This window comes from Chelatococcus caeni, from assembly GCF_014196925.1.
In the GTDB taxonomy this organism is placed as follows: Bacteria; Pseudomonadota; Alphaproteobacteria; order Rhizobiales; family Beijerinckiaceae; genus Chelatococcus_A; species Chelatococcus_A caeni.
The window spans coordinates 513,862-539,348 of record NZ_JACIEN010000002.1 but is presented as its reverse complement, the minus strand read 5'-3'; the positions used below and the strand labels follow the sequence as shown (position 1 = coordinate 539,348).

Here is a 25,487-nt window from a genome sequence, read left to right as displayed (position 1 = left end):
TGGAGCGCGCGGCAAGACCGTTTCCATGGGCGGCTGCGCGCTAGATCAACCGGTCGTACTTTGCCAAACTCGCCTCGATCTCTTCCGCAAGATCGGGATGAGAGGACAAGACCTTGTTCGTCAGTCCGGCACCGATGCCGTCGATGGCGGACGCTATCCCGGCAGCATAAACTTTGTATTCCTCCGCGCTGCAGTGCTCCTTCAACAGCACGAGCAGGCCCTGGAGTTCTGCGGCATTGCGGAACGCCACCCGGATGACGTGGCGCGCCAGATCTTTTTCCATCTTCTGACCTCTACGTACGAGGCTCCCATGACTGCCGCGACGGACAGCATCGTCTCCGGCCGGAAGCGAAATATCAAACAAGCTCTCACGGTTTGCCATACCAGCGAGCATTCAAGCACTTACGAACGTCCCACGGATTGTGATCGCCGTCGGCGCTCCCGGACGACCGCCTGATGGCGTTTCCGGATGACACCGTGCGGCGTGATTGCTAATCACCGGGCCAATCATCGTGCCCAACGGGAACCCGCCATGAGCCAGACCGATCTCGCCACCACCATCGACACCGCCTGGGAAGAGCGGGCCGGCATCTCGCCTGCGACGCGCGGCCCCGTGCGCGAGGCGGTGGAGACGGCGCTCGCCCTGCTCGATTCCGGCAAGGCGCGCGTCGCCGAGAAGGTGGACGGCGCCTGGCAGGTCAACCAGTGGCTCAAGAAGGCGGTGCTCCTCTCCTTCCGCCTCAACGACATGGCGGTCATCCCCGGCGGTCCGGGCAAGGCCACCTGGTGGGACAAGGTGCCCTCCAAGTTCGACGGCTGGGGCGAGGCCGAGTTCAAGGCCGCCGGCTTCCGCGCCGTGCCCAGTTGCGTGGTGCGCCGCGGCGCCCATGTCGCGCCGGGCGTGGTGCTGATGCCCTCGTTCGTCAATCTCGGCGCCTATGTCGACGAAGGCACCATGGTCGACACCTGGGTCACGGTCGGCTCCTGCGCGCAGATCGGCAAGAACGTGCACCTGTCCGGCGGCGTCGGCATCGGCGGCGTGCTGGAGCCGCTGCAGGCGAATCCGGTCATCATCGAGGACGACTGCTTCATCGGCGCCCGTTCGGAGGTGGTCGAGGGCGTCATCATCGGCGAGGGCTCGGTGCTCTCCATGGGCGTCTTCATCAGCGCCTCGACCAAGATCATCGATCGCGCCACGGGCGAGGTCTTCGTCGGCCGCGTGCCGCCCTATTCCGTCGTCGTGCCCGGCAACCTGCCCGGCAAGCCGCTGCCCGACGGCACGCCCGGCCCCTCGCTCTACTGCGCCGTCATCGTCAAGCGCGTCGACGCCCAGACGCGGGCGAAGACCAGCATCAACGAGCTTCTCCGGGACTGAGGCTCGTCGATCGTCATTTGGACGTCATGGCCGGGCTTGTCCCGGCCATCCACGCCGATATCACAGGGATGGCCGGGCTTGTCCCGGCCATGACGCCGTAAAGCCGCCTATCCGAGGCTCCCCATGACCTCCGCCGACCCCGTCGCCCTCGCCGAGGCGCTGATCCGCTGCCCCTCCGTCACCCCTGACGAGGCCGGAGCACTCGCCTTCTGCGAAAAGGTGCTCGCCGAGGCGGGCTTTGCGACCGAGCGCGTCACCTTCTCGGCGCCCGGCACGCCGGATGTCGAGAACCTCTATGCGCGCTACGGCACGGGTGCGCCCTACCTCCTCTTCGCCGGGCACACCGACGTCGTGCCGCCCGGCGACGCCGGCCGCTGGCGGCACGATCCCTTCTCCGGCACCGTCCAGGACGGCGTCCTCTACGGCCGCGGCGCCTGCGACATGAAGGGCGGCGTCGCCGCCATGCTCGCGGCCGCCATCCGCTTCGTGGCAGCCAATCCCGGCTTCGGCGGCTCCGTCGGCTTCCTGCTGACGGGCGACGAGGAAGGCCCGGCCGTCAACGGCACCGTCAAGCTGCTCGAATGGGCCAAGGCGAGGGGCGAGCGCTTCGACCACTGCATCCTCGGCGAGCCGACGAACCCGAAGCATCTCGGCGATATGATCAAGATCGGCCGGCGCGGCTCGCTGACCGGCCACCTGACGGTGCACGGCCGGCAGGGCCACGTCGCCTATCCGCACCTCGCCGACAACCCGGTCCACGGCATGGTGCGCCTCGTCTCGGCACTGCTCGCCGAGCCGCTCGATGCCGGCACCACGCATTTCGCGCCGTCGAACCTCGAGATGACGACGCTCGACGTGGGCAATCCCGCCTCCAACGTCATCCCGGCCGAGGCGCGAGCGACCTTCAACATCCGCTTCAACGACATCTGGCTGCCCGCAACGCTCGCCGCCGAGATCGAGCGCCGCCTCGCCGCGGCGGCCGGCAATGCCGTGCGCTACGAGGTCGCCTTCGCGCCCACCAACGCCACCGCCTTCGTGACGGAGCCGGGCGATTTCGTCACCCTCGTGCAGGATGCGGTCGAGGCTCATACCGGCCGGCGGCCGGCGCTGTCGACCACGGGCGGTACGTCCGATGCGCGCTTCATCAAGGACTATTGCCCGGTAATCGAATACGGCCTCGTGGGCGAGACCATGCACCAGGTCGACGAATGCGCCCGCGTCAGCGACATCGAGGCACTCACCGCCATCTATGAGACGGTGCTCGGCCGGTATTTCATGCCGTCCTGACGGGATCCACCGGCATGGACAAGCCGGCGCGGCACGGGCACCCTGCGGCGGCATGATTCAGGCGCCGGCACGGCGCATTCCCGACGAGGCGCGCATGGGCTTTCTGCCGCAGGAAATCATTCGCAAGAAGCGCGACGGAGCGGCGCTCACCGAGGAGGAGATCTTCTTCCTCATCGAGGGTCTGACCCGTGGGCGGGTCACCGAGGGCCAGGCGGCGGCCTTTGCCATGGCCGTCTTCTTCCGCGGCATGGGCCTCGACGAGCGGGTGGCGCTGACCGAGGCCATGATGCGCTCGGGCGAGGTGCTGCAGTGGGACCTGCCCGGCCCGGTGCTCGACAAGCATTCGACCGGCGGCGTCGGCGACACGGTGAGCCTCGCCCTCGCGCCCGCCGTCGCCGCTTGCGGCGGCTACGTGCCGATGATCTCCGGCCGCGGCCTCGGCCACACCGGCGGCACGCTCGACAAGCTCGATGCCATCCCCGGCTATGTCTCGCAGCCGGATGCCGACACCTTCCGCGCCGTCACGCGCAACGTCGGCTGCGCCATCATCGGCCAGACGGGTGACCTCGCCCCGGCCGACAAGCGGCTCTACGCCATCCGCGACGTCACGGCGACGGTCGAGTCGATCCCGCTCATCACGGCCTCGATCCTGTCGAAGAAGCTCGCCGCGGGGCTCCAAGGCCTCGTCATGGACGTCAAGGTCGGCTCCGGCGCCTTCATGGCGAGCCTCGAGGAGGCGCAGTCGCTGGCGAAAAGCCTCGTGACCGTGGCCAATCGCGCCGGCCTGCCGACGAGCGCGCTCCTGACCGACATGGACGCGCCGCTCGCCAGCGCGGCGGGCAATGCGGTCGAGGTCGCCTATGCGGTCGACTATCTCACCGGCCGCCGGCGCGAGCCGCGCTTTCACGAGGTAACGGTCCGGCTCGGCGCCGAGATGCTCTTCCTCGGCCGCATCGTGGCGAGCGTCGCCGACGGCCGTGCGCGCATGGAGGAGGCCATCGCCAGCGGCCGTGCGGCCGAACGCTTCGGCATGATGGTCGCGGCGCTCGGCGGGCCGGCGGATTTCGTCGAGGCGAGCGAGCGCCACCTCGCCCGCGCGCCGGTGGTGCGCGCCGTCCATGCGCATCGCACCGGCTTCGTCACGTCGGTCGACACGCGCACGGTCGGAGTCGCGGTCATCGCGCTCGGCGGCGGCCGCACCCGCGCCGAGGACGTCATCGACCATGCCGTCGGCCTCACGAACCTGGCCGGCCCCGGCGAGGAGGTGGGCCCCGGCCGGCCGCTCGCCATCGTGCACGCACGCGACGAAGGCACGGCCGATGCGGCCGAGGCCGCGCTGCGCCGGGCCTACGTGATCGGGCAGGACAAGCCGGCCGGGCGCGGCATCATCCTCGAGCGCATGGCGGAGCGTGTGGCATGACCATTCTCGTCGCCCTCACGGGCTGGCACGTCGATTCCTGGGTCGAGCGGCTGGAGCGGCTGCTGCCCGGCCGGCGCGTCGTGCGCCTCGGCGATGCCTACGACCCCGCGGCGGTTACCTATGCCGTGGCCTGGAAGCACCCGCCCGGCGCCTTTCGCGGCCTGCCGAACCTGAAGGCGATCTTCTCCCTCGGCGCCGGCGTCGACCACCTGATGGGCGACCCCGACCTGCCGGACGTGCCGATCACGCGTGTCGTCGACGACGACCTCACCAACCGCATGAGCGAATATGTCGTCCTGCACTGCCTGATGCACCTGCGCCAGCAGCGCCGCTACGACGCGCAGCAGCGCGCGCATATGTGGGAGGACGACCGCCACCAGCCGGCCGCGCGCGACGTCAGGGTCGGCGTCATGGGGCTCGGCGTCCTCGGGCAGGATGCCGCCCGCAAGCTCGCCGTCATGGGCTTCGACGTCGCGGGCTGGAGCCGCACGCCCAAGGACTGTCCGGGGCTCCAGGTCTTCACCGGCGAGGCGGAGCGCGCCGCCTTCCTCGCCCGCACCGACATCCTCGTCCTTCTCCTGCCGCTCACGCCGGAGACGCACGGCATCGCCAACTACGCCCTGTTCAAGGGCCTCGCCCGCGGCGGGCGCCTCGGCGGCCCGGTCTTCGTCAATGCCGGTCGCGGCGGGCTGCAGGTCGAGGAGGACATCCTCCGGGCGCTCGACGACGGCACGCTCATGGCAGCCTCGCTCGACGTGTTCGAGACCGAGCCGCTGCCCGACAGCTCCCGCTTCTGGGACCACCCGAGCGTGATCGTGACGCCGCACAACGCCGCCATGAGCGATCCGGACAGCATCATCCGCCTCGTCGCCCGCCAGATCGCGCGCTTCGAGGCTGGCGAGCCGCTGGAGCACCTCGTCGACCGGCAGCGGGGATATTGAGCGTCAGAGCCGCTTGATGCTGGTCACCGGCCCGGCGCCGGCGGCTTCGATCCGCGCCGTCGCGACGGCGAGCGGCTCGATCACCGTCGCCATGTGATGGCCGTTGGCGTGCAGCAGGTTGGCGCTGTCGACCATGATGCCGACATGCCCCTTCCAGAACACGAGGTCGCCTCGCCTCAGCCCCGTGAACTCCTCGGTGATCGGCAGCGGCGAGCCGAGCGCCCGCTCCTGCAGGTCGCTGTCGCGCGGCGCCTCGACGGCTGCGGCCGAGAGCGCGAGCTGCACGAGGCCCGAGCAGTCGATGCCGAGGCTGGTCTTGCCGCCCCACAGATAGGGCACGCCGACGAAGCGCTCGGCGATGGTGACGAAATCGTCGGCGAGCGGCGGGCCGATGAAGGCGAGGTGCCGCGCGAAGATGGCGCTGCTATCGGCGAGGCGCGCGAAATCGCCCTCGAAACCGGTCACCGCCACGCCCGCCATGAGCGACAGCGCCCCAACCGGCGGCAGCTTGATGGACGGGCCGGGGTAGACGAAGGTGCGCAGCACGGCCACCCGATGCGTCGGCGCGGGCTCGATGGCGCCGAGCGTCGACACCGGCAGGTAGCCCACATAGCCGTCGCCGGCGAGCTGCGCCCAGGCCCAGCCCTCCTCCTCCTCGAAGACGCGCACGGCCTCGCCGGCGAGCGCCTCGGTGTCGAGCGGCGCATCGGGCCGCGGCTCCCGCCGGAGCGGCGCGCTCGCCGCGACGATGCGCCTCTCCCGCGCCTTGACGTAGCGCGTGGCCGCCACCGTGCCGGCGAGGAAATCGGCGGCGAGGTCCGGCCGGGCCGGAGTGATGCGCGGATCCGTCAGCGTCATTCCCGTTTCCCCTATCGCGGCAGCACCCTGCCCTGGGCGACGATGAGATCGCCCAGCCGCTCCACGGCGAGCGCTCCCTTCACCGTCCGCTGTATCACGACATTGCGGCGGTCCGCATCATCCCTGCGGCGGGCGACGAGATCCAGCCGGCCCATCGTGTCGAGCGCACGCGTGATGACGGGCTTCGTCACGCCGAGCTTGCCGGCGAGCCCGCGCACCGTGTGCGGCGGCGGCTCCAGATAGATCGTGAGCAAAATGGCAAGCTGCCGCGCGGAGAGGTCATGCGACAGATCCTGCCCGTCCTCGCGCACGAGATCGAGCGTGACGCGATGCCAGAGGGTGAGAGCCTCGAGGGGCCGCAGTTCGACGGGCATGGAACGCAAGGGGGCCGGATCGTTTCGGTTCCGTATTATTTCGGCCGGGCGATCGGCGGGCAAGCACGACCCGTGAGCGCGGTTAAGAAAGGCCTCATGCCGGCAGCCTCAAGGGCGGCATTGAGGTCTCGTCGCCTGGCCCCTGCCCTGGCGTGCCGATCTGCCGACGTGAAGCGGCAAAGCGCCACGCTTCCCTTTGTCATGGCCGCGCTTGTCGCGGCCATCCACGCCCTTCAACCGCGCGCTTCCGTCGCAGCGTGGATGCCCGCGCGACGAGCGCGGGCATGACGGCGGAGCGGGACGCGCCACCTCTAGACAAAAGACCTACGACTTTCGTATTATATGCGTCGCAACATCCGAGGCTGACATGCTCATCACAGCCGATGAGGTGGCCCGCTCGCTACGCGGCTGCTGGCAGGTCCTGAACCGCAGCAAGGGCGCGCTCGAAACCTTCGACGTCAGCTTCACCGGCTTCTGGCACTCGTTCCTCGCCATGGCGCTCGCCGCACCGGCCTTCGTCGTCGGTGTCGCGGCCGCCCGCTTCACCCGCTCCGGCCCGGACTGGATGCACGACGGCGGGCTCTTCGACATGCCCGACATCCTGTTCGCCCAGGCGCTGGTCATCGCCTCGGCCTGGCTGCTCTTTCCGCTGCTGATGCTCGGCTTCGTGCGGCTCATGGGGCTCGAGCGGCGCTATGTCGGCTATATCGTCGCCTATAATTGGTCGAACGTGGCGGCCCTTCTCCTGCTCGCCCTGCCGCCGGCACTGCATGTGCTGGGCCTCGCCACGGCGGGCCTTGCCGTCTTCTACGCCCTCGCCTTCGGCTTCATCGTCTTCTATTTCCGCTGGCTCCTCGCCCGCATCGCGCTCGGCATCTCCGCGGGCCTTGCCGGCTTCATCGTCGCCATGGACATCGCCACCTTCGTGCTGGTGCGCACCTTCGTCGGCTGACGATCAGTAGTCGACGCCGACGAGATAGAGCCCGCCCGCCGGCGCCATCGGCCCGCACGCCTTGCGGTCGCGCGCCGCGAGGGCGCGGCGCACGTCCTCCGGCCGCCATTTGCCGGCGCCCACCCGCTCCAGCGTGCCGACCATCGAACGCACCTGGTGGTGCAGGAAGGATCGCGCCGAGGCCTCGATGCGGATCTCGTCGCCAAGGCGGCTGACGTCGAGCCGGTCGAGCGTGCGCACGGGCCCCGACGCCTGGCATTCGGCAGCGCGGAAGGTCGTGAAATCGTGCCGGCCGACGAGGTGCTGCGCCGCCTCGTGCATCGCCGCGGCGTCGAGCGGCCCGGGCACATGCCAGACGAGCCGCGCATCGAGCACCGGCTGCGGCCGCCGGTTGAGGATGCGGTAGAGGTAGTGCCGCTTCACGGCGGAGCGGCGGGCATCGAAATCCACCGGCACCTCGGCGGCAAGGAGCACCACCGCCGCATCGCCCATGAGCTTCAGATGCGCGTTCGTGGCATCGCGCAGCGTGTCCGTGCGCCAGGGCCGGAAGAGGTCGAGATGCACCACCTGGCCCGTCGCGTGCACGCCGGCATCGGTGCGGCCGGCGCATTGCACGCGCGGGCTTTCGCCGCAGAAGCGGGCGAGCGCCTCCTCCAGCGCCTGCTGCACGGAGCGCCCCGTCTCCTGCCACTGCCAGCCGACATAGGGGCTGCCGTCATATTCGACGATGAGCTTGTAGCGCGGCATGGCGATCACCCCAGCGCCGCGAAGGCGGCGGCATAGCGCAGCGGCCCCCGCGCCGCCCGGCCGGCGTCACTCAGCGCGAGCGCCTGCAGATACGGCCCGTCATAGGACGTGCGGAAGGCCCTGGCCCGCTCTGCATCGAAGCCGAAGCGGCCGTAATAGTTCGGCTCACCGAGCACGAGCACCACATCCACCTCCGTTTGTCGCAGCCGCGCGAGCCCTTCCCTGACCAGAGCCGTGCCGATGCCGGCCCGTTGGCGGGAGGGATGCACCGCGAGCGGTGCGAGGGCTGCCGCACGCACGGGCGCAAGACCCATCAGAGGCGAAAAGAGGATATGGCCGACGATGTCGCCATCGGCTTCCGACACCAGCGTCAGCAGCACATCCCCGTCCGCCCGCAGCCGGCGGACGAGATCGGCCTCCACCGGCCCCCCGAAGGCCTCCCGCAGCAGTGCATCGACGGCCGCTTCGTCGCCGGCGGCCTCCGCACGGATGATGCAACCAGGCCCGCTCACGCCAGCACGTCGCCCGGCGCGAGGCGGGTGCCGCGCAAAAACTCCTCGCCGCTCGTCATGCCGCGCCCGGCGCGCTGCACCTGCAGGAGCTCGACGGCGCCCTCGCCGCAGGCGACGACGAGCCCGCCCGGAAGCAGCGTGCCCGGCGCCCCGACGCCCTCGGCGCGGCGCGTGCGCAGCACCTTCACGCGCTCGGGCCCCTTGCCGAGGTCGGCCATGAGGAAAGCGCCGGGAAAGGGCGAGAGGCCGCGCACCAGGTTGTGTACCTCGCCGGCCGGGCGCGACCAGTCGATGCGCGCCTCCTCGTTGGTGATCTTGGCGGCATAGGCGACGCCCTCAACGGCCTGCGGCACGAAGGAGAGCGCATCGCGCGACAAAGCCGCGAGCGCGCGCACCATCAGGTCGGCGCCGAGCCCGGCGAGCCGGTCATGCAGCTCGCCCGCCGTCATGTCCGGGCCGATGGTGATGCGCTCCACCATGGCGACGGGGCCGGTGTCGAGCCCCTCCTCCATCTTCATCACGGCGACGCCCGTCTCCGCATCGCCCGCCATGACTGCGCGCTGGATCGGCGCGGCGCCGCGCCAGCGCGGCAGGAGCGAGGCGTGCAGGTTGAGGCAGCCGAGCGTCGGCGCCTCCAGCACCGGTACGGGCAGGATGAGGCCATAGGCGACGACAACCGCGACATCGGCCGCGAGCGAGCGGAAGGTCTCCTGTTCCTCTTCGCCACGCAGGCTCCTGGGCGTGAAGACGGGAATGGCGAAACGCTCCGCCATCTCGTGCACCGGCGAGCGCTTCTCGCCCATGCCACGGCCGGCCTTGGCGGGCGCGCGGGTGTAGACGGCGACGACCTCGTGGCCCTGGCCGACGATTTCGGCGAGCGTCGGCACGGCGAAATCGGGCGTGCCCATGAAAACGATGCGCAGCGACATGGCACCTGCCGGATGTGGGGCGGCGAACGGCGCCGCGAGCGCCCTTCCCTAAACGCCGGCGGCAGGCAAGGGCAAGCCCCTTGCTCCGCGGCGGCCGCGCTCTGCCGCCGCTCCGGCCTCCCGGGAGCCGCCGTTGCAGACAGAAACAGGATACGCGATGCCCGCCATCCACCCGTCATGGCCGGGCTCGTCCCGGCCATCCACGCCTTCGACGTTGCACGATGAGGCGTCGATGCCCGCGACTGGTGCGGGCATGACGGACGGGAATAGCGCTGATTATCCTGCAGCCTCGCGCCGGGCCACCTTGGAGAATTTCTTCATCACGCGGTCGCGCTTGAGCTTCGACAGGTGGTCGAGGAAGAGGACGCCGTCGAGATGGTCGATCTCGTGCTGCAGGCAGGTGGCGAGCAGCCCTTCCGCCTCGATCTCCTGCGCTTGGCCGTCGCGGTCGACATAGCGCACCCGCACGCGCGCCGGCCGCTCCACCTCCTCGTAATATTCCGGGATGGACAGGCAGCCTTCCTCGTAGGTGCTCGTCTCCTCCGAAGACCACACGATCTCCGGGTTGACGAACACCATCGGGCGCTTGTCCTCGCCCTCGCGCGAGACGTCGAGCACGAGGATGCGCTTCATGACGCCGATCTGTACCGCCGCGAGGCCGATGCCCGGCGCGTCGTACATCGTCTCCAGCATGTCGTCGGCCAGTTGGCGGATCTCGTCCGTCACCGCCTCGACGGGTTCGGACGGCTGCTTCAGGCGGGGATCGGGAATGACGATGATGGGACGGATGGTCATGGCACACGCTGGGTTGGAAACACAGGCGACATAATCATTCCCGTCGCGCCGGTCAACGTGTTCCGCTTTCGTTCGCATCGGGCGCACGAATCGGCTAGCGTTGCGCGCATGAACGACATCGCCCTCACCATCGGCGCTCACGCCTTCACCTATGCCCAGGTGGCGCTCGGCTTCGCGCTCGCCGTCATCCTGCTGCTCGTGCTGCTCGCCCGCAGCACCGCCCGGGCCGGGCGCGAGCGCTCGCTGGAGGCGGCCGCCGCGGCCGAACGGGCGCGCGAGTTCGACGACAAGGTGGCGGAGATGACACGGCTGCAGGCGGAGATGCAGGGCCGCATGCAGACGATGGCCGAGATCTTCGGCACCCGCCAGGCGGATCTCGCGCGCCTCTTGAGCGAGCGGCTCGACGGCCTGCAGCACCGCGTCGGCCAGGGGCTGGAGACGACGGCCCGCCAGACGAGCGAGAACATCGCCCGCCTCAACGAGCGCCTCGCCGTCATCGACGCCGCGCAGAAGAACCTCACCGATCTCACCGGCGAGGTGGTCGGCCTCAAGGACATCCTCGCCAACAAGCAGGCGCGCGGCGCCTACGGCCAGGGACGGATGGAGGCGATCATCCGCGACGGCCTGCCGGCGGGCGCCTATACCTTCCAGGCGACGCTGTCGAACCGCACGCGGCCGGACTGCCTCGTGCACCTGCCGGGCGACCATCCGCTCGTCATCGACGCCAAGTTCCCGCTCGAGGGCTTTTCGGCCTTCCGCGAGGCCAACAGCGAGGAGGCACGCCGGCAGGCGGGCCAGCGCGTGAAGGCCGACGTCTCCACCCACGTGCGCGATATCGCCGAGAAATACCTCATCCCCGGCGAGACGCAGGACATGGCGCTCCTCTTCGTTCCTTCCGAGGCGATCTATGCCGACCTGCATGAACATTTCGACGACGTGGTGCAGCGCGCCCACCGCGCCCGCGTCGTGGTCGTCTCGCCCTCCCTTCTGGCGCTCGCCATCCAGGTGATGCAGGCGCTGGTGCGCGACGCGCGCATGCGCGAGGAGGCGCAGAAGATCCAGGTGGAGGTGCGGCGCCTGCTCGATGACGTGAAGCGCCTGAGCGACCGGGTGGAGAAGCTCGACACCCATTTCCGCCAGGCGCAGGAGGATGTCGGCCAGATCCGCATCTCGACCGACAAGATCGTCAAGCGCGGCGAGCGCATCGACGCCCTCGAGTTCGACGACGCGGAGCAGCCACGCCCGGCCATCGCCAGTCCCGTCCGGGCCGCGGAATAGGGCACCGTTCGACAAGCGGTGCACCGGCCCATCGGGGGTCTCTTTGCGTTTCCGCCTCTCCGTCATGGCCGGGCTCGTACCGGCCATCCATGCCCTTTACGTTGCACAATGTTCGGGGCAGCGCGGATGCCCGCGACAAGCGCGGGCATGACGGCCCATGAAAGTCACGGGCCTCACATCCTCAAACGAACCGCCCCGCCACCAGCGCCTCGATCGCCGCCTTGTCCGGAATGCTCGGCTGCGCGCCCGCCTTCGTGCAGGCGAGGCTGCCGGCGGCGACGCCGCGTTGCAGCGCCCCGGTGAAGCCGTAGCCATCGGCGAGCGCCGCGGCGAAGGCGCCGCAGAACGTATCGCCCGCCGCCGTCGTGTCGACCACCGCGACGGGCGGCGCCGGCACGGCCCGGCGCACCCCGCCCGTCCAGGCGACGAGCCCTTCGGCTCCGAGCGTCACGATGGCCGCGATGCCGTGGCGGGCGTCGATCGCGCGGGCGATGGCGTCGGGGACGCCTTCCGCGATGCCGAGGGCCTCCGCCATCACGCGCGCCTCGTGCTCGTTCATGACGAGGATATCGAGGAGCGCCACGAGCTCCGGGTCCGGCCGTCCTGCCGGGGCGAGGTTGAGCATGACGCGCGCGCCATGGGCCTTGGCGATGCGCGCCGCGGCGACGCACTCGGCTTCCGGCACCTCGCGCTGCAGGAGGAGGATCGCCCCGTCCTCCCAGGCGAGCCCGGCGAGCGCCTCGGCACGGGCGTGGCCATTGGCGCCGGCTGCGACGACGATGGCGTTCTCGCCCGCCGCGTCCACGGTGATGAAGGCGGCCCCCGTCGGCTCGTCGAGACGCGCGACACGGGACAGATCGACGCCCTCGGCTATGAGGAGACCGAGCGCCGCCTCGGCGAGCCCGTCGCGCCCCACCGCCCCGGCCATGGTCACCCGCGCGCCCGCACGGGCGGCGGCGAGCGCCTGGTTGGCGCCCTTGCCGCCGGGGTGCACGGCATAGCCGGGACCGATCACGGTCTCGCCCGGCGCCGGAATGCGCTCGACCCGCGTGACGAGATCGGCGTTGAGCGAGCCGAAGACGACGATCATGGCTTCAGTCACTTGGTGCCGTACATGCGGTCACCGGCGTCGCCGAGGCCCGGCATGATGTAGCCGTGGTCGTTCAGATGCTCGTCGATGGCCGCGGTCCAGATCGGCACGTCGGGATGCTCGCCGCGCAGCTTCTCGATGCCCTCGGGGGCGGCGAGCAGGCACACGAAGCGCATCTCCTTGGCGCCGCGCTCCTTCAGCCGGTCGATGGCGGCGACGGCGGAGTTGGCCGTCGCCAGCATCGGGTCCATGACGATGACGAGGCGCTCGGCGAGATTGGTCGGGGCCTTGAAGTAATATTCGACGGCCGTCAGCGTCTCGGGGTCGCGGTAGAGGCCGATGTGGGCGACGCGCGCGGAGGGCACGAGGTCGAGCATGCCGTCGAGAAAGCCGACGCCGGCGCGCAGGATGGGCGCGAAGACGAGCTTCTTGCCGGCCAGCATCGGCGCGCGCATCGGCGTGAGCGGCGTCTCGATATCGACATCCTCGAGCGGCAGGTCGCGCGTCACCTCGTAGCACAGCAGCATGCCGATCTCGTTCAGCAGCTGGCGAAAGCCCTTGGTGGAGCGCGACTTGTCGCGCATCAGCGTCAGCTTGTGCTGCACCAGGGGATGGTCGACGACGGTAACGCCTTCCATGGATCGGCTCCGGCCTCTGGATGGTTGACACGGGCGGTTCTGCGCCGCTTGCCCGACAATAAGCACCGGCGCGCCACCGCGGGAAGGCGGAATCAGAACACCGTGCCGTCGCTGGCGATGGAAAGCGGTGGAGAACCGTCGCCGCGCTTCTCGCGCGCGATGCGGCGGCCGGCGGCCCAGGTGCCTCCCTCGAGCACGCGGGCAAGCGGCATCGCCCGCTCGTCGCAGCCGAGCCGCTCGCGCACGAGGCGGGCCACCTCGTCGAGCAGGGCCACCGTCAGCGCCCGCCACTCGACGACGAGCGGCGAGGACACCTCATGGGTGCGCGCCAGATCCTCCGGATCCTTCAGGCGGATGGCGCCGAGGTCGATGAGGAGGCCGCCGTTGCGATATTCCGGCAGGCCGGTGAGCCCGTCGATGCCGGTGACGGCGAGCCCCGCCTCCTCCAGCGGCTCGATCAGCGAATAGGCCAGCCATTGCGACAGCTTGTGGAAGGGCACGAGGCCCGCCGTGCCCCCCTCGCCCGGCATCAGCGGATGCATCCACGTGTCGCCGAGCTCGAGGCCGGCGATGGTGAGGCGCGCCGGCCAGACCGCGGAGAGATGGGCGAGGAGCATGTGCAGGATCAGCTCCGCCGGCACCTCGCCGCCCGCGCCCTCGGCCACCAGGGCATCGAACAGCCCGCCCGGGCGCGGCCCGTCGGCGCGGGCGAAGACCTCGGGCTTGGCCGCAGCCACCGTGCCGAGGCCGTAGAGCAGCGCGGCCCGGCCCTCGACCCCGACGAGCGCGTTCTGCTCGCTCGCCTTGAAGCCGGCGGCGAGGTCGCGCGCGGTCACCTCGCGCAGCCGCTTGGCGTCGGCGCGCAGCGGATCTTCCGCGCAGAAGGAGAAGAGCCCGGCCTCGAACATGCGCAGCGAGGCGACCGCGAGGCCCTCGGAACGGGCATAGGCCTCGCCCGTCTCGTCCTCCCTGTAGCGCCAGACGGGACCGGCGCCGGCATCGAGGAGGACGCTGAGGATGGCGAGGTCGAAGGCGGCCCGGGCCTTCGCGGCGGCATCCGGCCAGCGCGTTCGCGCCGCGAGCGCCCCCCAGCGGTCATGGCCACCCGCGGCGAAATGCCGCCAGCGGGCATGGAAGGGGATGGCGAGCGTCGGGTAATTGGCCCGGATCGTATCGACGACATAATCCGCCACCAGGGGCAGCCGGTCCATGTCGACGGCGCAGTGGAGGAGGCGCCCGTCCTGCGCGAGGCCGAGCATGGTGCGGGCCCGCTCGCGCACCGCCCGCGCCGACAGCAGCGCCCTGACCGTATCAGGCGAAACGCCCCCGGCCTCGCTCGTACGCACCGACCGTTCCGTCATCACCCGCCAGTCCCTCAATAACGATCGAGGTCGCGGCCGACCGTCGCCTTGAGCGCGGCCTCGTCCGGCGGCGTCTCCGGCGTATAGTAGCCGGCCGCCTTCTTGGCCGCGAGTTCCACCTGCGCATCGGGCGGCACGAGTTCGTCCGGGATCGGCACCCGCTCCCCGATCTCGATGCCCGAGCCGGTGATGGCGTCGTATTTCATGTTGGACATGGAGACGAACCGGTTGATGCGGCGGATGCCGAGCCAGTGCAGCACGTCCGGCATCAGCTGCTGGAAGCGAGCGTCCTGCACGCCGGCGACGCATTCCGTGCGCTCGAAATAGGTGGCCGCCTGGTCGCCGCCTTCCTGGCGCTTGCGGGCGTTGTAGACGAGGAACTTCGTGACCTCGCCGAGCGCCCGCCCCTCCTTGCGGTTGTAGACGATGACGCCGGCGCCGCCCTTCTGCGCCTCGCGCACGCATTCCTCGATGCCGTGCACCAGATAGGGGCGGCAGGTGCAGATGTCGGAGCCGAAGACATCGGAGCCGTTGCACTCGTCGTGCACCCGGCAGGCGATGGTGCGCTTCTCGTCGGTCAGCGCCGCGACCTCGCCGACGATGTAGACCGTGGTGCCGCCGATGGGCGGCAGGAAGACGTGCAGGTCCGGCCGCGTCACGAGCTCCGGGAACATGCCCCCCGTCTGTTCGAAGAGCGTGCGCCGCAGCTTCTGCTCGCTCGTGCCGAAGCGCTCGGCGACCCCCGGCAGGTGCCAGACCGGGTCGATCGCGATCTTGGTGACGGCGATGTCGCCGGAGGCGTGCAGGATGGTGCCGTCGGCCGCGAGGCGGTGTCCGGCGATGGCGGCGAGGATCTCGGGCAGGTTGAGCCGCGCGCGGGTGACGGCGATGGAAGGCCGGATGTCGGCCCCCTCCGCCACCTCGCGGGAAAAGGCGCTCGCCACCATGTGGCCGAAGGGATCGAGCGAGACGATGCGGCCAGGCTCGCTCCATTGCGGATGCGGCCCGATGGCGACGACGGGATCGGTGTTGGTGAGGTCCGGCCGCACCAGCGGGTTGAGCGCGCCGGACGAGACGGCGAGCGCACGGTAGAGCGCATAGGCGCCGCCATGCGCGCCGATGACGTTGCGCAGGCCCGGATTGGTGACGGTGCCGATCACCGGCCCCCGCTCGGCGGGAGTGCCCGCGCCCCAGCGGATGGGAAAGCGTGCGGGCGCCTCGGGCTCGGGATGGGAGGTGAGACGGATATGGCTCGACCGATTCGGCGTCGTCATGGCCTGTGCCCCGAAGAGAACGAGCCCTCGCCGAAAAGGCTGGAGGGCTCGAAGGGTCTCGACCGGAGGGAGCTTGCTGCACCGCGGCGATGGCGTCAACTCGCAGCGCAAATGGTGCGCGTGTGACCTGCATCAAACCAAACGGCGTCGCCTGCGCCGAACATGGCGGCCCTTATCGATGGGATGAGTGCATGCGTAAGATCACCATTCTCCAGGGCCACCCCGACAATGATCCCGCCCGCCTGTGCCGCGCCCTGGCGGCCGCCTATGCGGAAGGCGCCCGCGCCGGCGGCCACAGCGTGAAGGAGGTCGACATCGCCCGGCTCGACGTGCCGTTCCTGCGCACGCAGAACGATTTCGAGCTCGGGCTGATGCCGGAAGGCCTTGCCGAGGCGGGCGAGGCACTCGCCTGGGCGGATCATGTCGTCCTCGTCTTTCCCCTCTGGCTCGGGACATTGCCGGCCCTTGCCAAGGCCTTCCTCGAGCAGGTGCTGCGCCCCGGCACCGCCTTCCGCTACAAGGGCGGCGGAGTGCCCGAGAAGCTCCTCACCGGCCGTTCCGTCCGCATCGTCGTGACGATGGGCATGCCGGCCTTCATCTACCGCTGGTGGTACGGTGCCCACGGCCTGCGCGGCCTCGAGCGCAACATCCTTTCCTTCGTCGGCCTGGGGCCGATCCGCCGCAGCCTGTTCGGCGGCGTCGGCACGGCCAACGAGGAGAAGCGCCGGCTCTGGCTCGCGCGCATGGCGAGCCTCGGGCGCGAGGGCCGCTAGGGGACGGCGATCAGCAGAAGGACCACGGCCTGCCAGGCCCGGAACCCGGCAGGCCGAGATGGGCGGCGAGCGTCTCGCCGATATCGGCGAAGGTCGTCCTGAGGCCGATCGCCCCCGGCACGACGGCGGGGCCGAAGGCGAGCACCGGCACCTGCTCGCGCGTATGGTCGGTGCCGCTCCAGGTCGGGTCGTTGCCGTGATCGGCGGTGACGACGGCGACGTCGCCGGGGCCGAGCAGCGCCTCGATCTCCGGCACGCGCCGATCGAAGGCCTCGATGGCCGCGGCATAGCCGGCGACGTCCCGGCGGTGGCCGTACTCGGTGTCGAAATCGACGAGGTTGGAGAACACGAAGCCGCCGTCCGGCAGCGCCCGGAGCGCCTCGAGGGTCGCCGTCAGCACGGCGTCGTTGCCGTGCGGCTTGATCTCCCGTCCCGTGTGCCGGTGGGCGAAGATGTCACCGATCTTGCCGACAGTGACGATGGCGCGGCTGGCGCCGGCGAGCCGGTCGAGAATGGTCCCGTCCGGCGGGGGAATGGCGAAGTCCTTGCGGTTGCCGGTGCGGGTGAAGCCGCCGTCCGGCGTGCCGACGAACGGCCGGGCGATGACGCGGCCGATCCTGAGCGGGTCGACCAGGGGGCGGACGATGCGGCACAGCTCGTAGAGCCGCTCGAGCCCGAAGGTTTCCTCGTGCGCGGCGATCTGCAGCACGGAATCGACGGAGGTGTAGAGGATCGGCTTGCCGCTCGCCACGTGCTCGGCGCCGAGCTCCTCGATGATGGCGGTGCCGGAGGCGTGGCTGTCGCCGAGGATGCCGGGCAGCTTCGCCGCCGCGACGATCTTCGCCACGAGCTCCGGCGGGAAGGCGGGGTGGGTGTTCGGGAAGTAGCCCCAGGCGAAGGGTACCGGCCGTCCCGCGATCTCCCAATGGCCGGAGGGGGTGTCCTTGCCGATGGAGGTCTCGCGCGCGACGCCCCACTGCCCCAACGGCTCGTCCGGCCGCGCCACGCCGGCGAGCGGGCGCCCGGTCGACAATTCGCAGGCCTGCGAGAGCCCGAGGCGGGCGAGGTTGGGGATCGCGAGCGGCCCCCGGCGCAGGCCCTGCCTGTCCGCCCCGCCCGACGCGCAGGCCGCGGCGATGTGGCCGAGCGTGTCGGCGCCCTCGTCGCCGAAGGCGGCCGCATCGGGAGCGCCGCCGGCACCGACGGAATCGAGCACGATGAGAAGGGCGCGTGGCATGGCGTGCGTCTCAAGGAATGCGTGGGGACGCCGGTTGTAAGGTGCGCCCGGCGGCCTGCGAAGTCATTTAACTTTGCAGATTGTTTCAGGTCGCCTGTTTTCAGGTCGCCTGTTTTCAGGTCGCCTCTGCCGCGCGCGCGAAGGCCGCGGCGAAGAGCTTGCGCGTGTATTCGTGCTTCGGAGCCGCGAAGATCGTCTCCGCCGGCCCCTCTTCCACGACGACGCCGTCCTTCATCACGATGAGCGCATTGGCGAGCGCGCGCACCACCTTGAGGTCGTGCGAAATGAACATGTAGGCGAGGTCGCGCTCGGCCTGCAGCTTGCGCAGCAGATCGACGATCTGCGCCTGCACCGACATGTCGAGCGCCGAGGTCGGCTCGTCGAGCACGACGAACTTCGGATCGAGCGCCATGGCGCGCGCGATGGCGATGCGCTGGCGCTGGCCACCGGAGAACTCATGCGGGTAACGGTCCATCGCCGCCGGGTCGAGCCCGACGTCGGCGAGCGCACGGGCGACGATCTCGCGCCGTTCCTCGTAGGACAGGCCCGGCTTCTGCACGTCGAGCCCCTCGCCCACGATCTCGGCGACGGAGAGGCGCGGGCTCAGCGACCCGTAGGGATCCTGGAAGACCACCTGCAGGTCCTTGCGCAGCGGCCGGATCTCCTTCTGCCTGAGGCCGTCGATGTTCCGGCCGAGGAAGACCACGGGCCCCTCGCTGGCGATGAGCCTGAGGAGCGCAAGCCCGAGCGTCGTCTTGCCGGAGCCCGATTCGCCGACGACGCCGAGCGTCTCGCCGGCGCGGATGGAGAGCGAGATGCCGTCGACCGCCTTGACGTGGCCGACCGTTCGCCTGAGCAGCCCCTTCTTGATGGGAAACCACACCCTGAGCGGCCCGGCCTCGACGACGACGGGCGCCGTTCCGGCCACCGGCCGCGGCTCGCCCTTCGGCTCGGCCGCGAGCAACTTGCGCGTATAGGCGTGCTGCGGCCGCGTGAAGACCGCTTCCACCGGGCCGGTCTCGACGATGCGCCCCTCCGTCATCACGCAGACCCGGTCCGCGATGCGGCGCACGATGCCGAGATCGTGGGTGATGAAGAGCAGCGCCATGCCGAGCCGCGCCTTGAGGTCGGCGAGCAGGGCGAGGATCTGGGCCTGCACCGTGACGTCGAGCGCCGTCGTCGGCTCATCGGCGATGAGCAGGTCCGGCTCGTTGGCGAGCGCCATGGCGATCATGACGCGCTGGCGCTGGCCGCCCGAGAGCTGGTGCGGATAGGCCTCGAGCCGCTCGCCGGCCGAGGCGATGCCGACGAGCTCGAGCAATTCGAGCGTGCGGGCGCGGGCCGCCGGCCCGCTCATGCCGCGGTGCAGCCTGAGGATCTCGCCGATCTGCCGCTCGATGGTGTGGAGCGGATTGAGCGAGGTCATCGGCTCCTGGAAGACCATGGTGATGTCGTTGCCGCGCACGGCCCGCATCTCCGCCTCGCTCGCCGCGATGAGGTCCCGCCCCTTGAACAGCGCCTGCCCGGACGGATGATGCGCGGCCGGATAGGGCAGGAGCTTGAGCACCGACAGGGCCGTCACGGTCTTGCCCGAGCCGGACTCCCCGACGATGGCCACCGTCTCGCCCGGCGCGACGTCGAAGGACACGCGGTCGACGGCAAGCGTCTCCTGGCCCGCCTGGCGGAAGGCGACGGACAGGTCTCGGACGGAAAGGAGGGGCGTGGTCATGGGGCGCCGCGGACGATTTTTTGGAGAAGATGCGGCCCGAGATCGAGGGCCGTCAGCGGCGGCGGTACGGCGAGCCGCTTGTCGGTGGTGGGGAAGAAGCGACATTCGCCGCTAAGGGCGGTCGCGACGTGGATCGCGTCCGGCAGCTTCAGACCCGGCCTGTCGGCACGCAAGCTGGCAGCACGCACCAGTACGGCGCGTTCCACTGCCAGCACCTCGAAACAAGAGCGCGATGCAATGAGGCCTTCATAGCTGTCAGCGAGCTTGCGGTCCCGGGCGGCGAGAGGTTTGACGAGCACTTCGGCGAGGGAGAGCTCGCTGGTGACGGCAACGAGACGTCCTTCGTCCACCGCATCAAGCACCTGCCACGCCTGATCGCTGAGCCCACCCTGCATCTCCATGGCGGCGATGAAGATGTTGGTGTCGCAATAGACCTTCGTCGGCGACGTCACCGGTCCCACTCGTCCCGCAGACTGCGCACGTGGGCATTGATTTCGTCCGCGGACGAGAAGCTCGGCCGGGCCTGTCGCCGGAAATCGGCCAGCTTCTTGAAAATCTGCTGCCGCTCCCTTGTCTGCTCCGGGGCTTTCGCCCCCGGCCGGACCTCCTCCTCGATGACGACGCGCACGGTCGCCGTCGGGTCGAGATCGTCCCGCAGATCCTCCGGCAGCTTGCTCACGGGGTAGTGCTCGCGCACAACTCTGCCCATCGTCGGCTCCTTGTCCGCCTCACCATAGCATCGGCTCAGCCAAAGGTCTTGCGCGGGTCGAAGGCGTCGCGCACCGCCTCGCCGACGAAGATGAGCAGCGACAGCATGATGGCGATGACGAAGAAGCCGGTGAGGCCGAGCCACGGCGCCTCGAGGTGATTCTTGCCCTGCGCCAGCAGTTCCCCGAGTGACGGCGAGCCCGGCGGCAGGCCGAAGCCGAGGAAGTCGAGCGACGTCAGTGTCGTGATCGAGCCGTTGAGGATGAAGGGCAGGAAGGTCAGCGTCGCCACCATGGCGTTCGGCAGGAGGTGGCGGAACATGATGGTCCCGTTCGACAGGCCGAGCGCGCGGGCGGCGCGCACATATTCGAAGTTGCGCGCGCGCAGGAACTCGGCCCGCACCACGCCGACGAGCGCCACCCACGAGAACAGCAGCAGGATGCCGAGCAGCACGAAGAACCCCGGCGTGATGACGGCCGAGATGATGATGAGCAGATAGAGCGCCGGGATCGCCGTCCAGATCTCGATGAGCCGCTGGAAGACGAGGTCGATCCAGCCGCCGAAATAGCCCTGCACCGCGCCCGCCGCGACGCCGATCAGCGAGGAGACGACGGTCAGGGTCAGGCCGAAGAGGACGGAGATGCGGAAGCCGTAGATGAGCCGCGCCACCACGTCGCGGCCCTGGTCGTCGGTGCCGAGCCAGTTCCATTCGATGTCGGCGCAGGTGCTGCCGCCGACGCGCTCGGCGGACGGGCGGCACTCGCCGTCGCCGAGCAGCCACGTCGGCGGCGAGGGCGCAGGCACCGGCAGGTTGCGGTTGTGCGTGTTGTAGGAGAAGCGGATGGGCGGCCACAGGGCCCAGCCGTTCTCGGCGATCTCGGACGCGATGGCGGGGTCGCGGTAGTCGGTGACGGCGAAGAAGCCGCCGAACTTCTCCTCCGGATAGTCGATGAGCACCGGCGCCAGGAGTTCGCCCTTGTAGGAGACGAGGATCGGCCGGTCATTGGCGATGAACTCGGCGAAGAGGCTGAGGACGAAAAGCACCAGAAAGATCCAGAAGGACCAGTAGCCGCGCCGGTTCGCCCGGAAATTGGCGAGACGGCGGGCGTTGATCGGCGACAGGCGCAGCAGCCCCCGGCGCGGCAGCGGCGGGGCGAGCCTGGCCGTCTCCTCTGGCGTCGTGAGGGTCGAGGTCTCGGCCACTCACACCTCCCGCGTCTCGAAATCGATCCGCGGATCGATCCACATGTAGGTGAGGTCGGAGAGGAGGTTCACGAGGAGGCCGATGAGGGCGAAGATGTAGAGGTTGGCGAAGACGACAGGATAGTCGCGGTTGACGATGGCCTCGAAGGACAGGAGCCCCAGGCCGTCGAGCGAGAAGATGGTCTCGATCAGCAGCGAGCCGGTGAAGAAGGCGCTGATGAAGGCCCCGGGAAAGCCCGAGACGACGATCAGCATGGCGTTGCGGAAGACATGCCCGTAGAGCACCTGCCGCTCCGACAGGCCCTTCATCCGCGCGGTCAGCACATAGTGCTTGCGGATCTCCTCGAGGAAGGAGTTCTTGGTCAGCAGCGTCGTCGTCGCGAAGGCGCCGAGCGTGAGCGCCAGCACCGGCAGCGTGATGTGCCAGAGATAGTCCCCGACCTTGGCCATGAGCGGCAAGTCGCGCCAGTTGTCCGAGGTCAGCCCCCTGAGCGGAAAGAACTGCCAGAAGGAGCCGCCGGCAAAGAGCACGATGAGCAGGATGGCGAAGAGAAAGCTCGGGATGGCGTAGCCGACGACGACCACGGCCGAGGTCCAGGTGTCGAAGCGCTCGCCGTCGCGCACCGCCTTGGCGATGCCGAGCGGGATCGAGATGGCATAGGAGATGAGCATCATCCAAAGCCCGAGCGAGATCGACACGGGCAACTTCTCGGCGATGAGGTCGACGACGGCGATGTCGCGGAAATAGCTGCGGCCGAAGTCGAAGGTGGCGTAGTCCACCATCATCTTGGCGAAGCGTTCGGGCGCCGGCTTGTCGAAGCCGAACTGCTGCTCGAGCTCCTTGATGAAGGCCGGATCGAGCCCCTGCGCGCCGCGATAGCGCGACTGGCCGGCGTCAGTCGCGCCGCCGCCCCCGAAGCGGGCGGTGGCGCCGGCATCGGTGCCCTGGATCTGCGCGAGCACCCGCTCAACCGGGCCGCCGGGCGCGAACTGCACAATGACGAAGGAAACGAGCATGATGCCGAACAGCGTCGGCACCATGAGGAGAATGCGTCGCAGCGCGTAGGCCAGCATGGGGGCTCGCTCAGGCGGTCACGGCAGCGCCGGTCATCGTGCCTCTCATCCCTTCCAGCCGATGGCCCGCGCCTTGTCGGCGTCATACCACCACGTGCCCGGCGCGCCCGAGCCGTATTTCGGCGTCTTCTCCGGCCGCGAGAAGATGTCCCAGTAGGCGACCAGCGTCTGGTCCTTGTACCACATAGGCACCCAATAGCGGCCGGCCCGCAGGATGCGGTCGAGCGCCCGGCAGGCGATGGTGAGCTCCGCACGCGTCTTGGCCCGGCCGATGCGCTCGATGAGCGCGTCGATGGCAGGGTTCGCGATGCCGGCGACGTTGCGTGAGCCCGGCGTCTTCGCCGCCTCGGTGCCGTAGACGACGCGCATGCTGTCGCCGGGCGTCAGGCTGCCGCTCAGCGCCATGCTCGCCATGTCGAAGTCGAAGTCGTCCATGCGCCGCCGGTACTGGGCCGCATCGACGATGCGCGAGCGCGCCTCGATGCCGAGCCGCTGCAGGTTCTCCTGGAAGGGCTGCGTATGCGGCTGCAGCGTCGGCTGGAAGTCGAGGAACTCAATGGTGAAGGGCTGCCCGTCCGGCAAGAGGAGGCGCCGCCCCTCGCGCTTGCAGCCGGCGGCGCGCAGGAGCTCGTCCGCCCGCCGCAAGAGGGCCCGGTCGCTGCCGGAGCCGTCGGACACCGGCGGCACGTAGGGCTCGCCGAAGACCTCCTCCGGCAGGTCGGCCCTGAACGGCTCGAGGAGCGCCAGCTCTTCCGGCGAGGGGGTGCCGGTCGCCTTCATCTCTGAGGCCTCGAAGAAGGACGTCAGCCGCCTGTAGGCCGAGTACATGATGTTCTTGTTCGTCCACTCGAAGTCGAAGGCGAGGCCGATCGCCTCGCGCACGCGCGGGTCGCGGAACTGCGCCCGGCGCGTGTTGAAGTACCAGCCCTGCGTCGGCACGGCAGAGCGCGTCAGAATCTCCTCGCGCTTGACGCGGCCTGCGCGCATGGCGGGGAAATCGTAGCCCGTCGCCCAGATGCGTGCCGTAAATTCCTCGTGGTAGTTGAAGGCGCCGGACTTGAAGGCCTCGAAGGCCACCTGCCGGTCGCGGAAATATTCGTAGCGGATGCGGCCGAAATTGTTGCCGCCGACATTGACCGGCAGATCGCGCGCCCAATAGTCCTCGACCCGCTCGAATTCGATGAAGCGGCCGACCTCGAAGCGCCCGACCTTGTAGGCGCCGGAGCCGAGCGGCGCCTCGAGCGTGGTCGCCTCGAAATCGCGATTGCTCCAGTAGGCCTTGGAGAAGACCGGCAGGCTCGCGACGACGAGGTGCAGGTCGCGGCTGCGCTGCGGCGACAGGCGGACGGCGACGACATCCTCGCGCTCCACCTCCGTGCCGACGACCTCGGTCAGGATGGCGCGGTAGTTCGGGTGCCCTTTCGTCTTGAGGATGTCGAGCGAGAAGGCGACGTCCTCGGCCGTGATGCGCGAGCCGTCGTGGAAGCGCGCCTCGGGCCGCAGCACGAAGCGGTAGGTCAGTTCGTCCGGCGAGATGCGCACGGCACGCGCCACGAGGCCGTAGAGCGCGTCGGGCTCATCGCCGGAGCCGGCCATCAGCGTGTCGTAGGTCAGGTCCATCCCGGCCGCGCCGTCGCCGCGCAGCACGAAGATGTTGAGCGTGTTGAAAGTATCGAAGTTCTGGTTGCCACCCGCCTGCTTGATCTGCAGCGACAGCGTGCCGCCCTTCGGCGCATCCGGATTGACGTAGCTGAAATGCTTGAAGTCCGGCGGATAGGCGAGGTCGCCGAAGGCGGACAGGCCATGCACCTCGGCCTCGTCGGCCAGCCCCATGCGCGGCATGAACAGCCCGGCGGCCGTCGCGCCGCCCGCCGCGAGCAGGGCGCGCCGGGTGAAGGAAAAGCGCGTCGGGTCGAACAGCGGTCCGTTCACGTGTCTCGTCTCCTTCCGCAAGGGCGCCGGGCACGCCGATGCACGGAGCGGGCGGCCGGCTTCCTGCGCGCCCCTACCTCGCAAGGCGCGATGCATCGGCACAGTAGGACGGCCGGCAGGGTCAGCGGAACCCCGGTTGTCGAAATTGTGTGGCGGGAGAAGCGCCGGCGCGGCGCTTAAAAACGATTCGGCCGGGCTTTTGGCCCGGCCGTCTCGGCTGTCCCGGATGTCCCGCTCACTCCGCCGGCAGCGGCGCGGGATTGTCGGAGAGGGTGCGCAGGTAGGCGAGGATGTCCGCCCGCTCTTCCGGCTTGGGAACGCCGGCGAAGGCCATGATCGTGCCCTTCATGTAGCCGCGCGGATTGGCGATGAACTCGTTGAGATGCTCATAGGTCCACTTCTCGCCGTTGCCGCCATGCTCCCTGAGCGTGGCCGAATAGCTGAAGTCGGACACTTCGGCGATCTGCCGGTCGACGACATCCCACAGGTGCGGGCCGACCTTGTTCGGGCCGCCCTTCTCGAAGGTGTGGCAGGCCTTGCACTTGGCGACGGCCTTCTCGCCGCGGGCCGGGTCGGCCTGGGCCAGAAGCTGGGGCAGCGGCACGGCCGGCGCCTGGGGAGCAGCCTCGCCGCCGCCGGTTGCTTCCTCGGCCGAAGGCAGGTCGTAGCCGGGCACCGCGGGCCGGTGCGGGGCGAAGACGATTCCCGCCACGATATTGAGGCCCATGACAAACAGAAGGGTGCCCAGCACGGCGCCCGCGATCTTGTTGAGCTCGAAGGAATCCATCGGTCGGCAGCTCCGGTCCGTCGCTACGGACGAGGTGTCGGCAAAGGCAAGGGCGCCGCACGGGGGCAGCCCCATGCGGCGGCGGATGATTACCCGCTTTGGCGGGCGCTTGGCAATAAGGCGCGTGCGGTTATGTCGTCGCACCGCCCCCGCGCGCGCAATTGTCCACCGCGCGTCGGGGAGGACGGACCGCGCAGCGCCTGCTATAAGCGC

General features: G+C 69.7%; 26 protein-coding genes. 7 read left to right on the top strand and 19 right to left on the bottom strand.

Going from position 1 to position 25,487, the window contains the following annotated elements; all coding sequences use genetic code 11:
• Positions 1-40: 40 nt before the first annotated feature.
• Entirely contained in the window at positions 41-283 is a 243-nt protein-coding gene (locus GGR16_RS11255) for a hypothetical protein (protein ID WP_019400790.1), read from the bottom strand.
• 249 nt (positions 284-532) lie between these two features.
• Here GGR16_RS11255 and dapD point away from each other — a divergent pair, with 249 nt between their 5' ends.
• The 4 genes from dapD to GGR16_RS11235 all read left to right on the top strand — a co-directional run bounded on the left by dapD (position 533) and on the right by GGR16_RS11235 (position 5,023).
• Complete coding sequence (gene dapD / locus GGR16_RS11250; protein WP_183316652.1) at positions 533-1,375, top strand: 2,3,4,5-tetrahydropyridine-2,6-dicarboxylate N-succinyltransferase; 843 nt, start codon at positions 533-535, stop codon at positions 1,373-1,375.
• 123 nt (positions 1,376-1,498) lie between these two features.
• Positions 1,499-2,662: a succinyl-diaminopimelate desuccinylase gene (dapE, locus tag GGR16_RS11245; RefSeq protein ID WP_183316651.1), complete on the top strand. Its 1,164-nt coding sequence runs from the start codon at positions 1,499-1,501 to the stop codon at positions 2,660-2,662.
• 52 nt (positions 2,663-2,714) lie between these two features.
• Positions 2,715-4,082 (top strand): thymidine phosphorylase, encoded by a 1,368-nt coding sequence (gene deoA, locus GGR16_RS11240; protein ID WP_246372991.1) that lies wholly within the window; start codon positions 2,715-2,717, stop codon positions 4,080-4,082.
• Positions 4,079-5,023: a 2-hydroxyacid dehydrogenase gene (locus tag GGR16_RS11235; RefSeq protein WP_053193401.1), complete on the top strand. Its 945-nt coding sequence runs from the start codon at positions 4,079-4,081 to the stop codon at positions 5,021-5,023. The genes deoA and GGR16_RS11235 overlap by 4 nt, the downstream gene beginning before the upstream one ends.
• 3 nt (positions 5,024-5,026) lie before the next feature.
• Here GGR16_RS11235 and GGR16_RS11230 read toward each other — a convergent pair whose 3' ends face one another.
• Together GGR16_RS11230 and GGR16_RS11225 are read right to left on the bottom strand one after the other, a co-directional pair.
• Entirely contained in the window at positions 5,027-5,881 is an 855-nt protein-coding gene (locus tag GGR16_RS11230) for a C40 family peptidase (RefSeq protein WP_183316650.1), read from the bottom strand.
• An 11-nt stretch (positions 5,882-5,892) separates the two neighbouring features.
• Entirely contained in the window at positions 5,893-6,255 is a 363-nt protein-coding gene (locus tag GGR16_RS11225) for a MarR family winged helix-turn-helix transcriptional regulator (RefSeq protein WP_019400797.1), read from the bottom strand.
• A gap of 367 nt (positions 6,256-6,622) precedes the next feature.
• On the opposite strand from GGR16_RS11225, the gene GGR16_RS11220 reads away from it, so the two are divergent.
• Complete coding sequence (locus GGR16_RS11220; RefSeq protein ID WP_183316649.1) at positions 6,623-7,207, top strand: hypothetical protein; 585 nt, start codon at positions 6,623-6,625, stop codon at positions 7,205-7,207.
• A gap of 3 nt (positions 7,208-7,210) precedes the next feature.
• Here the strand turns inward: GGR16_RS11220 and truA are convergent, their stop codons facing one another.
• The 4 genes from truA to GGR16_RS11200 form a co-directional block, all read right to left on the bottom strand.
• On the bottom strand, positions 7,211-7,954 hold the full coding sequence (truA, locus tag GGR16_RS11215; protein WP_183316648.1) for a tRNA pseudouridine(38-40) synthase TruA: 744 nt from the start codon (positions 7,952-7,954) through the stop codon (positions 7,211-7,213).
• Positions 7,955-7,959: 5 nt separating this feature from the next.
• A complete protein-coding gene (locus GGR16_RS11210) occupies positions 7,960-8,466 on the bottom strand; it encodes a GNAT family N-acetyltransferase (protein ID WP_343059668.1) in 507 nt (168 codons plus the stop codon).
• Positions 8,463-9,395, bottom strand: coding sequence for a methionyl-tRNA formyltransferase (gene fmt, locus GGR16_RS11205; protein WP_183316647.1), 933 nt, complete (start codon positions 9,393-9,395; stop codon positions 8,463-8,465). Before fmt ends, GGR16_RS11210 begins: the two co-directional genes overlap by 4 nt.
• A gap of 276 nt (positions 9,396-9,671) precedes the next feature.
• Positions 9,672-10,190: a peptide deformylase gene (locus tag GGR16_RS11200; protein WP_183316646.1), complete on the bottom strand. Its 519-nt coding sequence runs from the start codon at positions 10,188-10,190 to the stop codon at positions 9,672-9,674.
• 108 nt (positions 10,191-10,298) lie between these two features.
• On the opposite strand from GGR16_RS11200, the gene GGR16_RS11195 reads away from it, so the two are divergent.
• Positions 10,299-11,468 carry a DNA recombination protein RmuC gene (locus tag GGR16_RS11195; RefSeq protein WP_183316645.1) on the top strand — a complete coding sequence of 390 codons (1,170 nt, stop codon included), beginning with the start codon at positions 10,299-10,301 and terminating at the stop codon, positions 11,466-11,468.
• Positions 11,469-11,649: 181 nt separating this feature from the next.
• On the opposite strand, the gene GGR16_RS11190 is transcribed toward GGR16_RS11195, so the two are convergent.
• From GGR16_RS11190 to GGR16_RS11175, 4 genes are all read right to left on the bottom strand, one after another.
• Complete coding sequence (locus GGR16_RS11190; RefSeq protein WP_183316644.1) at positions 11,650-12,558, bottom strand: ribokinase; 909 nt, start codon at positions 12,556-12,558, stop codon at positions 11,650-11,652.
• Between the two features lie 8 nt (positions 12,559-12,566).
• A complete protein-coding gene (gene upp / locus GGR16_RS11185) occupies positions 12,567-13,196 on the bottom strand; it encodes a uracil phosphoribosyltransferase (RefSeq protein WP_019400806.1) in 630 nt (209 codons plus the stop codon).
• A 92-nt stretch (positions 13,197-13,288) separates the two neighbouring features.
• Positions 13,289-14,557, bottom strand: coding sequence for a URC4/urg3 family protein (locus tag GGR16_RS11180; protein ID WP_183316643.1), 1,269 nt, complete (start codon positions 14,555-14,557; stop codon positions 13,289-13,291).
• Between the two features lie 14 nt (positions 14,558-14,571).
• Positions 14,572-15,831, bottom strand: coding sequence for a GTP cyclohydrolase II (locus GGR16_RS11175; RefSeq protein ID WP_183316642.1), 1,260 nt, complete (start codon positions 15,829-15,831; stop codon positions 14,572-14,574).
• A gap of 191 nt (positions 15,832-16,022) precedes the next feature.
• Between GGR16_RS11175 and GGR16_RS11170 the strand changes: the two genes are divergently transcribed.
• Positions 16,023-16,604 (top strand): NAD(P)H-dependent oxidoreductase, encoded by a 582-nt coding sequence (locus GGR16_RS11170; protein ID WP_019400809.1) that lies wholly within the window; start codon positions 16,023-16,025, stop codon positions 16,602-16,604.
• A gap of 10 nt (positions 16,605-16,614) precedes the next feature.
• Here GGR16_RS11170 and GGR16_RS11165 read toward each other — a convergent pair whose 3' ends face one another.
• The 8 genes from GGR16_RS11165 to GGR16_RS11130 form a co-directional block, all read right to left on the bottom strand.
• Positions 16,615-17,841: a phosphopentomutase gene (locus GGR16_RS11165; RefSeq protein WP_183316641.1), complete on the bottom strand. Its 1,227-nt coding sequence runs from the start codon at positions 17,839-17,841 to the stop codon at positions 16,615-16,617.
• Positions 17,842-17,956: 115 nt separating this feature from the next.
• Positions 17,957-19,570, bottom strand: a complete 1,614-nt coding sequence (locus GGR16_RS11160) for an ABC transporter ATP-binding protein (RefSeq protein WP_183316640.1) — start codon at positions 19,568-19,570, stop codon at positions 17,957-17,959.
• Entirely contained in the window at positions 19,567-20,022 is a 456-nt protein-coding gene (locus GGR16_RS11155) for a PIN domain-containing protein (RefSeq protein ID WP_183316639.1), read from the bottom strand. Before GGR16_RS11155 ends, GGR16_RS11160 begins: the two co-directional genes overlap by 4 nt.
• The gene (locus tag GGR16_RS11150) at positions 20,019-20,249 is read right to left on the bottom strand and encodes a hypothetical protein (protein ID WP_245258844.1); all 231 of its coding nucleotides are present in this window, start codon (positions 20,247-20,249) and stop codon (positions 20,019-20,021) included. Before GGR16_RS11150 ends, GGR16_RS11155 begins: the two co-directional genes overlap by 4 nt.
• Before the next feature lie 65 nt (positions 20,250-20,314).
• Positions 20,315-21,481: an ABC transporter permease gene (locus GGR16_RS11145; protein WP_183316638.1), complete on the bottom strand. Its 1,167-nt coding sequence runs from the start codon at positions 21,479-21,481 to the stop codon at positions 20,315-20,317.
• Complete coding sequence (locus GGR16_RS11140; protein ID WP_183316637.1) at positions 21,482-22,555, bottom strand: microcin C ABC transporter permease YejB; 1,074 nt, start codon at positions 22,553-22,555, stop codon at positions 21,482-21,484.
• A gap of 45 nt (positions 22,556-22,600) precedes the next feature.
• Positions 22,601-24,487 (bottom strand): extracellular solute-binding protein, encoded by a 1,887-nt coding sequence (locus tag GGR16_RS11135; RefSeq protein ID WP_183316636.1) that lies wholly within the window; start codon positions 24,485-24,487, stop codon positions 22,601-22,603.
• A 235-nt stretch (positions 24,488-24,722) separates the two neighbouring features.
• Positions 24,723-25,274: a c-type cytochrome gene (locus GGR16_RS11130; RefSeq protein WP_019400817.1), complete on the bottom strand. Its 552-nt coding sequence runs from the start codon at positions 25,272-25,274 to the stop codon at positions 24,723-24,725.
• Positions 25,275-25,487: the final 213 nt, after the last annotated feature.

Coding starts and splice junctions, on each gene's coding strand:
- GGR16_RS11255 (WP_019400790.1), bottom strand. CDS start 283: ATGGAAAAAGATCTGGCGCGCCACGTCATCCGGGTGGCGTTCCGCAAT.
- dapD (WP_183316652.1), top strand. CDS start 533: ATGAGCCAGACCGATCTCGCCACCACCATCGACACCGCCTGGGAAGAG.
- dapE (WP_183316651.1), top strand. CDS start 1,499: ATGACCTCCGCCGACCCCGTCGCCCTCGCCGAGGCGCTGATCCGCTGC.
- deoA (WP_246372991.1), top strand. CDS start 2,715: ATGATTCAGGCGCCGGCACGGCGCATTCCCGACGAGGCGCGCATGGGC.
- GGR16_RS11235 (WP_053193401.1), top strand. CDS start 4,079: ATGACCATTCTCGTCGCCCTCACGGGCTGGCACGTCGATTCCTGGGTC.
- GGR16_RS11230 (WP_183316650.1), bottom strand. CDS start 5,881: ATGACGCTGACGGATCCGCGCATCACTCCGGCCCGGCCGGACCTCGCC.
- GGR16_RS11225 (WP_019400797.1), bottom strand. CDS start 6,255: ATGCCCGTCGAACTGCGGCCCCTCGAGGCTCTCACCCTCTGGCATCGC.
- GGR16_RS11220 (WP_183316649.1), top strand. CDS start 6,623: ATGCTCATCACAGCCGATGAGGTGGCCCGCTCGCTACGCGGCTGCTGG.
- truA (WP_183316648.1), bottom strand. CDS start 7,954: ATGCCGCGCTACAAGCTCATCGTCGAATATGACGGCAGCCCCTATGTC.
- fmt (WP_183316647.1), bottom strand. CDS start 9,395: ATGTCGCTGCGCATCGTTTTCATGGGCACGCCCGATTTCGCCGTGCCG.
- GGR16_RS11200 (WP_183316646.1), bottom strand. CDS start 10,190: ATGACCATCCGTCCCATCATCGTCATTCCCGATCCCCGCCTGAAGCAG.
- GGR16_RS11195 (WP_183316645.1), top strand. CDS start 10,299: ATGAACGACATCGCCCTCACCATCGGCGCTCACGCCTTCACCTATGCC.
- GGR16_RS11190 (WP_183316644.1), bottom strand. CDS start 12,558: ATGATCGTCGTCTTCGGCTCGCTCAACGCCGATCTCGTCACGCGGGTC.
- upp (WP_019400806.1), bottom strand. CDS start 13,196: ATGGAAGGCGTTACCGTCGTCGACCATCCCCTGGTGCAGCACAAGCTG.
- GGR16_RS11180 (WP_183316643.1), bottom strand. CDS start 14,557: ATGACGGAACGGTCGGTGCGTACGAGCGAGGCCGGGGGCGTTTCGCCT.
- GGR16_RS11175 (WP_183316642.1), bottom strand. CDS start 15,831: ATGACGACGCCGAATCGGTCGAGCCATATCCGTCTCACCTCCCATCCC.
- GGR16_RS11170 (WP_019400809.1), top strand. CDS start 16,023: ATGCGTAAGATCACCATTCTCCAGGGCCACCCCGACAATGATCCCGCC.
- GGR16_RS11165 (WP_183316641.1), bottom strand. CDS start 17,841: ATGCCACGCGCCCTTCTCATCGTGCTCGATTCCGTCGGTGCCGGCGGC.
- GGR16_RS11160 (WP_183316640.1), bottom strand. CDS start 19,570: ATGACCACGCCCCTCCTTTCCGTCCGAGACCTGTCCGTCGCCTTCCGC.
- GGR16_RS11140 (WP_183316637.1), bottom strand. CDS start 22,555: ATGCTGGCCTACGCGCTGCGACGCATTCTCCTCATGGTGCCGACGCTG.
- GGR16_RS11130 (WP_019400817.1), bottom strand. CDS start 25,274: ATGGATTCCTTCGAGCTCAACAAGATCGCGGGCGCCGTGCTGGGCACC.